The following is an 11,103-nucleotide window of genomic DNA, read 5'->3' on the forward strand; positions in this document are numbered from 1 at the left end:
ACATATTTAATTATGGACTAATGAGGGACATAGTATTGGTGAGTATTTCTACTCATCGCATAAGTGTTATGCTCCCTCAGCCGTCTCTGCTGTAGGAGGGGGAGTAAGACCAAAGAGGGGACGAAAGTCTCATCTTTGGCATTCCCTTGTGAGTACAGAAGCCCCAACTATAACGTCAGTTTAGTTGGGGTAGTTCACAAAGTCACTTCCAACTAGATTGAACCCTTTTTGAAACAGAAGTTGTTGGAGCAGCGGGTTTATTTCAATTACATCAACGATTGCACCCGCTCTAACCATAGCCTGCGCCAATAAGCCGTCTCCTGCTGTTGGTTCTAAGGCGTAGATTCCTGAAACAAATTGAGCTTCTTCAATCATAAGCTCAATTAGCTCTGGAGGAGACGGAAACCAGGAATAAGGTGGAGCTTCTCGGATTCGCTCATATAGCATTTCTGCAAGCGATGAAGTATCTTTCATTTTAATTTTGCTGCTATTATGGCTATTCTTGGCGAAGATTGCCTTTTTTTCCATGTTAAAATAAAGTCAATTGCCCTTCAACTTTTGACTTATCTTTTGGTGACTTAGTTGTTACCATTTCTGTCGGTAAATCTGCATCAGCGCTTTTATCTTGGGACAATTTACGTTTGCCCCAGCCTTGAGATGCTGCATGGCGGACAACGCTTTTCCTAATTGCTCTAGCTAGATGGTAATAATCATTTTGGATGCTGTCAAAGTTCACCGCTGAAAATTCAGCTAATTCGGACAAGTTGTAACCATTTGGTAGCCGATTATGTCTTGTCAATGTGTCTTGTGCTGCCCACATATAGACGTTGTAATAACTGTGGTGCAGAGGAGCTTCAAATGTAGCTCCCATCATATAAGCCACGACTTCTGTAGAAGTGCAGTAATTCCCTACAATTCTGTTGCTGTGCTCCTCTACAATCAAATCGAGCCTATCGGATAAGCAAGCCGTTTTCAACCAGTCAGGTATGCTTTCTGACCAGGGGGTTTTGTGTAAAACTAATGGGCCTGCATAATAACGTAAAAGGGGAAGGGGAATTCCGGTCAATTCCAGTAGCACGGCTATTAAGTCGCGGTGCATACCTATCTGGGCTAATAGCTTCAGCTTTTCCAAAATGCCGGACTGAGGTTTTACAGGGTGAGTGGTAATTTCTTCAAGTAATTCGGGCGTTAACAGATTTAGCTGAGTCATATCTTTTTGAAGGATAATTATGGGACAAATGAAGGTCAGAAAAATCGCGTAGCGAATTCAGTTACAGGGATTTGCGCCGTCTGTTGGGCAAACAATTCGGCAGAGATACGCGCCTCTATATTTCTGAGTAATTTTTACCCACCTTGCTGGATGGAAGGCGGGCGAAATTAAGAGCGATGCCAGCGCTATATTTTATTTCGTGCAATAGCAGTAGGTCTTGGTTGTTTGCAGATAGACTAAGGCGCCGTAGCCTATCCGCCGATAGGCGGTAGTTTAATTACGACTATCGGATGAAACCCCCACTCGTTATCCCTAGCTATGCTGAATTGTTGATTCTTACTACTTTGTAGCTACAAGATTTATGAACGAGCAAAACAATATCTATGGCAATGAACCCGGTTACAGCGCTGATGGCTATGCTGTTAGCGGCTATGAAAGTAACCCGTGCGAGTCCTCCCTTAACGGATATCAAAGCAACGGTTATAGCAGTCAGCAAACAGAGGGGTACGGGGCTCCCGACTACTTTGCTGATGGCTATCGAGAAAACGTTTTTGAAGGCGATTTGAATTTAGCAGATACTCCGTGGACGGAGACGGCTGCTAACCCTAACCCTTATTTTGAGGGAGGGGTAAATGACGCTAATTCCTATCAAAATCAAACAGTTACTTCTCATTTCGACGGCGGTGACTTAGAGTTGTAGTGTTTTACGCCGAGGCTGCTCCATGTAAAGCCTCGGTAGGCTGCTTCATTTATTTTAAGAAGCGCAATTGCAGCCTCATCAAGTTCGGTGGGTTCCTTTCTCCCACTTAATTGCTTAACTTTTGTACAGTATCCTCAACCAATAACCAAAGTTTTTTGCACAAACATGAGAAGAATATTATCAACAAGATTCTGGCAATTATCAGTATCGTTATTCTCTCTAGTCTTAATAGTTTCCATTTTGTTTGAGCAACCAATATTTGCTATGGCACGAACCCCTGCTGATACAACTGAAATGCCAACCAAAATTTTAGAAATACCAGGGATGGACAGGCAAGGAAATCCTACTTCAGTTAACGCCCTCTTGCCAGATTGGACACAAATTTCTTTTTCTCAAATGCCACCCATCAGTCAATCTGGAAGCCTTTCAGCGGGAGAGTACAAGCAGGCAGTTGGCTATGATTTGAGCCGAAGTTGGACAGCAGGGCAAACTCCTGACCAGTACATCATGTTGGGCGATATCAGCCAAGCTTTGCAACCAGAATTGCTATCGTTCGGTTTTGTCGCGCAGCAAGCTGGTCTGAATTTAGATAGCGTAGCTTTAAGCGCATTTACTTTAGTTGCCAAGCAGTCGTTAAATCAGTTAGTTCAGGCTATCCCTCTTCTCGGTCAATTTAAAGTCGCAGAGATTGCGCCGGTGGCGGGACTTCTAGCCACAAAAGCTGCTGGCATTGATGTAGCCGATCGCACTCTAGAGCTGGTTCTCAGTTCCAATCCACAATTAGGTCAGTTGAAACTGGGAGAAATTGACCTGTCTCAGTATTCAATATCTTCGATTCCGAACTTAAGCAGCGCTCAACTTGGCGCGTTTTCAGATTGGCAAACAACCTTAATTAAAGACGTACCTGGGCTGAATGCTTTACCTCTGTCTAGTTTTCCCAATCCAATAGCAGAATTAGGCAATTTAGTAATGAGAATTGATGCGGTTTATGGTCCCGCCGAGCGACGGCGAACTAAGACGATATCAGGCTCAGACGTTCAGGGATTCTCAGTTAACTGCCAAGAAAATGATTGCGCTTACATCGAACTAGACGATCTGGAGAATTCGGGTCGGAACGCTCGCGGTTCGCTCGAAGGCAAGCAATGGATTAGCGGTAAGTACCAGGAAGTCGAGGGCGGATCGGGCTGTCTTAAAGGTGTCAACGGCGGCAAGGAACCGACGGGAAGATTGCCTTTTGGCAGCGCTTTTAAAGTAGTAGTCATGGAACCGGACGAGCGAACCGATACCGTTGATACGGCTCTATTCTTCCGATTTTGTTCGCCTTGCGGCTGCTCTCCTTATTTCATTGGCCCAGTACCTTTCTTCACCTATCGGGTTAATTCTCCCATTTTCGTTGGGGCGCTGGGATCGTCCTCTGGCGGCTCTTCCTCTGTACCAACTGGGGCAGTTCGCGGCGGAGTATCTTCTCCTGTTACAAAAGGCGTAGCTACAGCAGCTAATATTAATGTTCCTTGCCCTCCTGGTAGCACTGCACCAGCGCCAGCGTTAGTTGGCAATGTTCAAGGAGTCAATGTTCCCGCTTTGTCGGAAGCGATCGCCAGTATTGAAAGCAGCGGTTCTTACGAGAATGCCGGCGTTAATGCTTGCGTTGATGGCGGAAATAATTGCCGGGTTCCGTTGGGCAAGTACCAGTTTATAAACTACGACGAGTACGCTGCTAGTTCAATTTCATCTAAACCAGGGGGTACGCAATTTTTAGCCAAACTGCGAGGCGGTTATCAACCCACTCAAGCAGAACTTTTTCAATTTTTTCCGCCTGCCGATCGAGAAGCTGTTTTTGCTCAAAGTCTCGCTTCTAAGCTGAATGCCACCTCTCAAGAAAAAGACCCTACTACTGGGAGTTTTTTTAGTGGCGATCGCCTAATTGAGCGAGTAGCTCAAAAGCATTTCGGGGGCGACTACTCCAAAGTTGACGGCTCTTCAACCGATACATTCGGTCGTTTAACTCTCTCAAGTTACGGACAGGATGTTTTGAGGCGCTATCGAGAGGGAGGTAGGGCGATCGCGGAGTCGAATGCTGCTGCTTGCGTTCCGACTTCCAGTGCGGCGCAATCCTCTAATTCTGCGAGTGCTGCCCCCGGCGGCGGTTCATCCACGAGTCAGTATATCAAGCCTGCGAATGGGCCAGTAACCAGCCGCTTTGGGATGCGAACTCGTCCGGTTTCCGGGGTGCGGAAAATCTATAACGGCATTGGAATTGCCGGCTCCATGGGAAGTCCGGTAAAAGCTGTTGGCAGCGGCGTTGTCAAGACAGCGGTGTCTAACTGCCAGGAAGGGTTACAGAACTGCGGCGGTGGCTACGGCAACTGGATCGAAATTGAGCACGGCAACGGTCGCACAACTCGGTATGCTCATCTGCGCGAAGGTTCAGTGAAAGTCAAAGTTGGCGATCGCGTTTCTCAAGGTCAGGTCATAGGCGGACTAGGCAGCACTGGGACAACGGCAGACCCTAGCTTGCACTTTGAAACCCGCATTAATGGAACGGCTGTTAACCCATCTCAAGAAGGAATTTGAATTAAACGGAGATGTTCTGCACCATGATTTCCTTGAAAAAACGGACAATTATGTTGAAATTTACCTGGGGCTTGCTAACAGCTTTTTTGGTTTATTTGTCGAGCAGTTTATTCACCCATCCCCCAGCTTTTAGCCAGCCGACTCGGAACGCTGATTTCCCTTCAGCTTGCCTTCCTGTTGGTCTAGGGACTCTCAGGACAGAGTTTGTAACTGAAGTAACAGATGGCCGCACTCAATATCGCTTGTTCGATGCCTATTTGCAGGGAGATGCCGTGCCATTTTCTGTATTGGTTTCTCTCCAAGAGACGCAGTGTAGCTTGCTTTATTCCAACCCGACGAACGATTTTTATCCTTACAGCCGCACTGTCAAGCTGCCGATAGCAAGGCAAATCGCTCTGGGGGAATTGCGTTACTCCATCAACAAGGCAGGGAGTATTGATAAGTTCCGCTCTACCTTGCAGCCGAATTTTGGAGAACCCACTTGGCGATTTTCGGAAGAAGAGCTTTGGGCATTTAAGCAGGTTGGCATTACTGTTCCTCCACTTAGTAAAACCAGCCCAAAGAACTGATACCGATACCAAATCAGATGAAGGTAAGAGTCCTACAAGCAACAATAAAACCTTTGCTCAAAGCAGATTTAGTAAATCTCCAAGGTGTCTGTCATAACCGGATTTAGTAAATCTGCAAGGTGTCTGTCATAACCGGATTTGGTATGACATCTACATAGAAAATAGTTCGCGGAGGTCAAATCAATGTTTAGCAAAAATCAACAACTAACTTCAGGTTCAGAACACATAGGAAAGCCACCAATCATAGCTGGAAAGAAAAATTTATTACTGTTTTCTCAACCTTCTCCGAAGAAACTCCCAAACCCCGCTTCTAATTCCCTAAATAATTCGGGGTCCAGAGTATCATCGTTTTTATTTATTGGGCGGTGGTTCCGCTTTGGAGTGGTCTTGTTCTTGCTGCTATCAGTGTTGTTAGGAACTACTGGTTGTACCGCGAGTGCTACAACGATTTCATGGACACCTGCTACTAGACTCATCCCTGTTGAAAATGTTCAAGGCATAGTTGCCGAAAATTCTGAGCTTAACCCCCAGGATTCAGCATCAAATGTGTTGGCTTGGGCTGTAAACAAACCAGCAGGCAGGTTAGTTATTTTTAATTTTAACAGCCCTGGAGTTTGTGGAGCAGGAGGTTGCTTATATGCTGGGTATTTATTCAGAAAAAACGTTTCTACTACTCGTGTATTTGCTAGTTATTTAAACGACAACTTGCCACCTAAGAGACCGCTAATTCAAGTAGTAAGTGACCCCTCAAAAACCTCTGATTTGCCTTGCTTGCAAGTACAGCAGCACTCACAAAATGGTATTCGGCAGTTGTTTTTTTGCTTCAACGGTCGCCAGTACCAGTTAGCTAACAGTTCCTTGATTGAGCTTCCCCATAAAATGCAATAGGCGAGTTTAAAGTATAGCAGTTCTCAATAAAGTGAGGTAGGCGGGAATGGAGGCAAGCCCGTCAGCCCGTCAGCCCTATCTGCGAGCGTACCTCATGTTACTGAGAAAAGTTATATTTGAGCTTGACTATCTGTTAGCGAGCTCCTGTTCCGCACCAATAAAAAAATGCCTCGCTCCCTAACTGGATATGAGGCACTTCTTGAAAAAGAACTAACCGAGGCTGTTAGTCATCTGCTTCCGCATCAAAATCATCGTCGAATTCCTCTTCTTCATCTAAGTCATTGAAATCATCCTCTTCTTCTATTACTTCAGCGGCAATTTTCCGAGGGTATTTATGATTGGCGGTCTGCTTTTTTCCATTTTCTATTTTACGAGCAGCGGGTGGCAGCACTTGAATTTGCGGTTCGGCTGTACCTGGTAATGCAGGAGTTTCAGTGAATCCGGCAATGATATCGTGCAGCCCCCAAATCGCATTTTTATGCTGCGGGCGTCCCAGATATAGAAAGGGAAAATTATCAGCAGTTGGCTTGGTATAGCTGACAGTTTTGCAGCAGTAGCTCTTATTAGAGCCTTCACCTTCTTTAACTCCTTTGAACTCCACCTCTAGGATGCCGAGGCTCCGCCATTTATCGGTTTTCCCGCTGAAAGGAATTTGGAAATAGTCGGCAAATGCTTTTTCCAACAAACGGTAGAATTCGTCTCTGGCTGCTTTAAAGCTCCAAAGCGCAACATTCTTAAACCTGACGACAATAGGCGTGCTGTGTCTGGGACGATTGTTTTCATCCAAGAAGACAATGGCGTGTTCGCTAACAACATCCATTATCTTTTTATCGAGTTGAGCTTTATACTCTTCGTACAGCCCGACAACACTACCGCCTAAATCGGGAACGTCATTTTTGTAACGAATGTATTCAGGGATGAATCCCAACACGCATAAGTGGCATTTAGAGAACAGCAGACCTGTAACATCTTCTGTTAGTCCAATTGTAGTCATTTCCTCTTCTGTTGGCATGACAAACCAATTGGCTTTTTCTAGCTGATCCTCTGGAATTAATATTCCTGCCACTTGTTCGTTGATGACGATGCCATAGGGCAGAATTGGTCGCCTTACTTGATTGTGACCGGGTTCTAGGAGTTCGGGGTCAATTTCAAAATTGAGGTCTTCTGACTGAAGTGGGATTGTGCTTTCAGTCGTTCCTGCGTTACTTGAGCTTTTTGCTTTAGCTTTGCTATTGGTTTTAACCATTCTAAAAGTTTGTGACATTGCAGTTCCTGCAAGGCGGTAGCCTTACCTTTTAAAAGGGTAAGATGTAGCACAGTTAAGCCTAGTAATCTTGTCAAATAATTTAAACGCTCATAAAAAAATAACTGGTAGTACAGAACTACCGAATCGTGAGGAAAACTAATTAAGTGTGCAAAAAAAGAACGATTGTGAAAGCGCTCGCGCAGCTTCAGCAATTTCTGAAGTTGCGCTATTATCAGAATCAAGCACTCACAATGCTTTTAATTTCCTCGCTGCCAATATTTGGCGCGATCGACGCTCGGTAAAGCGTTTATTCCTATTGTTCGCAGTAGAGGTAGCCCTTCAACAAAATTGATGGCTCCTTTCAAACCCGCGATCGCGTACAAAGAAGCTGCATCTGCTCTTTCGGATGGGCTAGCATTGGCTTCTTCTAACAACTTGATTAGATATTCAGGAACCTGTACGAGAGAGCCATCAATACCGGCAAGGGGGACAAATTTAGTATCGGGAGCTAGGACTTTTGGCTTCAGAAATGGCAGTTCGCGCTGGAAAGTTTTTGGAGTACGGCGACTGTTTGTTACAGGCGATCGTTCTGATTTGCGCCTATGCCACCGCTTGGCTCGGTAAAAACTCCCTTTCAGTAACGGGGGCTGGCTTACCATCAATACAGCTTCGTGAAAGGGGAAATTCATCTGTTCTCCTTCCTGAATTTTCACCTCTTCTAAGTTAGATTTTGTCAACCAGTCAGGCGCCAGCGGACAGTGAGGGTAAGACACGACTTTAGAGTTGTAGGTTAAGTCGGAAAGCAATTTGCCCGTTCTGGATAGTCGGGCGTTAAGATAATGCCACTTTAATCCAGGTAGATAGGCTCCTGAATATTTTACTTCAACGGCTCCCATATAGATCCATTCTGTACGTTCTAAAGTTAGCGAGATGTCGCCTCTTCCTAGTTTGATGGTGCTGCGTTTTAAAAATTTATAGTCCGGGTGTCTCTTCAAAAGCTCTGACAGCCACTCTTTTTGTTTCTTGTTCACGGTAAGAATATTTTTTAATAATTTTGCTTCCTATCCTGTTAACTGCGCTAGCAGGGATAATATCAAGTGCTGGTTGCTTTATACCGAAAGTTAGAACTGTGGGCTGTAATTGCTCGTTCCCAAGACTGAACTAACACTGAGTAATTTTGATTTAAGCTTACTTGTCTGGCAACAGTAAGTTGTAGCTACAAGTCAGGTCAGATTTAATTGCTCTTACGACCAACTTTTGCATTCAAATACATACTTATGAATTTTGAGATTAAATTTTTGATAGCACAGGCTAACTCTACTCCAGTTCTCGCTCAAACTCAAAGGAGAACACAGCAACCCTCACCTCTATCGTCAATCGACTTAGGCGGGCTTTTCCAACAATATAATAACTCGGATGGGTATCTAACAATAGGGGCGCTGATTTTCCTCCTCTTACTGTCTCGGTTTCTAGGGAACGGCAAGGGCAAAATTACCACTGGCAAAGTATGCGGAACTTCCGAAAAAATGGCAGCCACTCAGCTTGCCTTGAAACAAATTAAAGAACGAAAACATAATAAAGTCACGCTATGGTGTGGCAGTCCTCGCTATTGGTGGAAAGGAAAAAAACTTAGAGGTTTTGTTACCACTATTCAGACAGCTATGGGTTCTTCTCCCACTGTTTGGCTCCCTCATGCAGAACGGTCAACTTTAGTAATTGGAGCACCTGGATCGGGTAAAACTTTTTCGACAATTGATCGGGCGCTAGAAAGTGCAATGGTGCAAGGATTTCCGATTATTCTCTACGATAAGAAAGGAGATCAGCTCAAACTCCACGCACCTCTGGCAGCGCGGTATGGCTACCAAGTGTCGGTATTTGCACCGGGAGAACCTTATTCAGGCATCATTAATCCCCTCGACTTTATGAAGTCCCCTCAAGATTCGGTCATGGCTGGGGAAATCGGTCAGGTTATTAATAGAAATGCGAGTGCAGGCAATGGAAAAAGTGATGAGTTTTTCTCTAAAGCTGGAGACTTATTGGCTAAAGCACTCCTTCAATTAGTCAAGGGTTCTAGGTATCCAGACATGGCAATGCTCTATGCAATTTTGAGGTTGCCAAATTTGGTAAAGCGGATTGACTATGCGGTTCAATCCCGTCGAATCGATGAGTGGGTCGCTACCAGCTTCAACCAATTTTTGAGCGCTAAGGAAGCAGAAAAAACTATTTCAGGAATTCTGACGACAGCGGCCGGAACGTTCAGCAGTTTTATCCAAGCTGACCTGTTGCGAGCATTTTTGGGAAAGTCGGACATCCCAACGAAAATAGAAAGCCGACAGATGATTATTTTCAAATTAGATGACGAGCGGCGCTCCGTCGTGGGGCCTCTGCTAGCAGCCGCGATTCACCTCCTCGTTGTGTCCAACTTAAGTCGCCCTCGGAAAGATCCACTGGTTATTTCACTCGATGAATTTCCCTCCATTCGATTGGATCGGATGCCGCAGTGGATTAACGAATATCGCTCGAATGGAGCTTGTTTCATTCTAGGAATTCAGAGTTTGGAGCAACTGTACGAAGGGTACGGAGAGAAAATGGGGGCGGCGATCGCCTCTGCTTGCAGCACTCATATTTTATTCAATCCGGGTAACACTGATACTGCAAAAAAATACTCCGAACGCTACGGAGAAAAAGAAGTTTTGCTCAAAAGTAAGTCTACCAGCCGTTCAATGGGCGGTCAATCTCAAAGCAATCAATCTATTAGTTGGAACGAGTCGCTTCAAAAAATGCCATTGTTTTCAGTGGATGAGATTTTGCGGTTTCCCCAGGGACGGTGTGTAATTACGAATCCCGGCTACAGTTCCGGCGGCGAGGGGTCAATTCCTTATGCGCTGACCATTCCTATTCCTAAAGCTGATTTGCAGCGGCAAAGTGAGAGTGAGGCCCTCTGGGATGCAGAGGTTAGGCTACGGCTGGAGAGTCGGGTGCAACTTGCAAGTCTTGACCAGCTTACCGCCGCTTTGTACGATCGCATTGAGGAAGCAGAACGGATGCTGCCTCTGCCAGACGCCGGAGGTAACGTTCCATCCCAATCGCCAACGCCGCCAACTTCAGGTAAGAAATTTGGCTCTGACCCGCTAGACTCAGTTGTCAGTAAAACTGGGCGTTCCAGGCGGGTTTTTGCCACTGGCAGTATTGGCAAGCGCTAGCGGGAGTGTGCCAGCCAATGGAAAATTTTCCATTGGCCTTTGGCCTTGACCTGGAAGTTGAGATCGATTCGGATTCTGAGCGTCGCGATCGCATATCGCACTTAAATCTCTACCTCTGGAATTCCCTCAATGTCGAAATGAGTTAGGGGCGCGATCGCAGGCAGTGATGTTCTTCGAGCAGCAACAGGCGAGATCGCCTTTCCTGCCAGCGCGGACGCAAGCCAATCTCTTGTCTGTGTGTGTTGCCGGCTGTCCCAACTGAGTTCGCGCTTCGTCCCCGGATGGGCTGGGTGCAGTGCTAACACGGTCAGCTTGATATTTTCTGGCGGCAGCGAGAGAGATTCGGCTGCTGTCCACAATTTTACTTGATCGCACCAATTTAATGCAGGATGGCGGATTGCCCATTCAATTAAATGGACGGATTGACGTTCAAGAAAAGCTGCATTGGCGTTGATTTGTACGCATACATCTTTATTAAGCTTAGCGCTAAACTGAGTATCGACTAAGAATGTAGGAGGTTCCCATTCAAATACCTCTGGAAATAGCAAACTAACTTCCATAATCCACTTATCCACTTTGGGATTCGCAAGTAGCAGAGGTTCAGTGGGGAGTTTCAATAAAGTTTGTTTCATTATTACTGTCGTTTAGACTAAATAAAGATGAGAACGGTGGCAAAAGAAGAACTAGAGCCACCGCGCCGGGAGAGAATAAGG

At 45.6% G+C, this 11,103-nt stretch carries 10 protein-coding genes; 5 read left to right on the plus strand and 5 right to left on the minus strand.

Features of this window, described 5'->3' with window-relative positions; genetic code table 11:
* Positions 1–180: 180 nt before the first annotated feature.
* Together QT992_RS31930 and QT992_RS31935 are read right to left on the minus strand one after the other, a co-directional pair.
* On the minus strand, positions 181–528 hold the full coding sequence (locus QT992_RS31930) for a hypothetical protein (protein ID WP_333294189.1): 348 nt from the start codon (positions 526–528) through the stop codon (positions 181–183).
* 1 nt (position 529) lies between these two features.
* Positions 530–1,210, minus strand: coding sequence for a hypothetical protein (locus QT992_RS31935; RefSeq protein WP_333378585.1), 681 nt, complete (start codon positions 1,208–1,210; stop codon positions 530–532).
* A 361-nt stretch (positions 1,211–1,571) separates the two neighbouring features.
* Here QT992_RS31935 and QT992_RS31940 point away from each other — a divergent pair, with 361 nt between their 5' ends.
* From QT992_RS31940 to QT992_RS31955, 4 genes are all read left to right on the plus strand, one after another.
* Positions 1,572–1,910 carry a hypothetical protein gene (locus tag QT992_RS31940; protein WP_015211653.1) on the plus strand — a complete coding sequence of 113 codons (339 nt, stop codon included), beginning with the start codon at positions 1,572–1,574 and terminating at the stop codon, positions 1,908–1,910.
* 264 nt (positions 1,911–2,174) lie between these two features.
* Positions 2,175–4,484 carry a M23 family metallopeptidase gene (locus tag QT992_RS31945; RefSeq protein ID WP_333378589.1) on the plus strand — a complete coding sequence of 770 codons (2,310 nt, stop codon included), beginning with the start codon at positions 2,175–2,177 and terminating at the stop codon, positions 4,482–4,484.
* A 50-nt stretch (positions 4,485–4,534) separates the two neighbouring features.
* On the plus strand, positions 4,535–5,053 hold the full coding sequence (locus QT992_RS31950) for a hypothetical protein (protein ID WP_333150398.1): 519 nt from the start codon (positions 4,535–4,537) through the stop codon (positions 5,051–5,053).
* A 183-nt stretch (positions 5,054–5,236) separates the two neighbouring features.
* Positions 5,237–5,941, plus strand: coding sequence for a hypothetical protein (locus QT992_RS31955; RefSeq protein WP_333378592.1), 705 nt, complete (start codon positions 5,237–5,239; stop codon positions 5,939–5,941).
* Between the two features lie 223 nt (positions 5,942–6,164).
* Here QT992_RS31955 and QT992_RS31960 read toward each other — a convergent pair whose 3' ends face one another.
* Positions 6,165–7,205 (minus strand): DUF5895 domain-containing protein, encoded by a 1,041-nt coding sequence (locus QT992_RS31960; protein WP_333378595.1) that lies wholly within the window; start codon positions 7,203–7,205, stop codon positions 6,165–6,167.
* A gap of 239 nt (positions 7,206–7,444) precedes the next feature.
* Entirely contained in the window at positions 7,445–8,218 is a 774-nt protein-coding gene (locus QT992_RS31965; protein ID WP_333378598.1) for a hypothetical protein, read from the minus strand.
* 246 nt (positions 8,219–8,464) lie between these two features.
* Here QT992_RS31965 and QT992_RS31970 point away from each other — a divergent pair, with 246 nt between their 5' ends.
* The gene (locus QT992_RS31970; protein ID WP_333378601.1) at positions 8,465–10,390 is read left to right on the plus strand and encodes a type IV secretion system DNA-binding domain-containing protein; all 1,926 of its coding nucleotides are present in this window, start codon (positions 8,465–8,467) and stop codon (positions 10,388–10,390) included.
* A 101-nt stretch (positions 10,391–10,491) separates the two neighbouring features.
* Here QT992_RS31970 and QT992_RS31975 read toward each other — a convergent pair whose 3' ends face one another.
* Positions 10,492–10,965: a hypothetical protein gene (locus tag QT992_RS31975; protein ID WP_333378603.1), complete on the minus strand. Its 474-nt coding sequence runs from the start codon at positions 10,963–10,965 to the stop codon at positions 10,492–10,494.
* Positions 10,966–11,103: the final 138 nt, after the last annotated feature.

Origin of the sequence: Microcoleus sp. T3_D1 (assembly GCF_036700405.1) — a bacterium.
In the GTDB taxonomy this organism is placed as follows: Bacteria; Cyanobacteriota; Cyanobacteriia; order Cyanobacteriales; family Microcoleaceae; genus Microcoleus.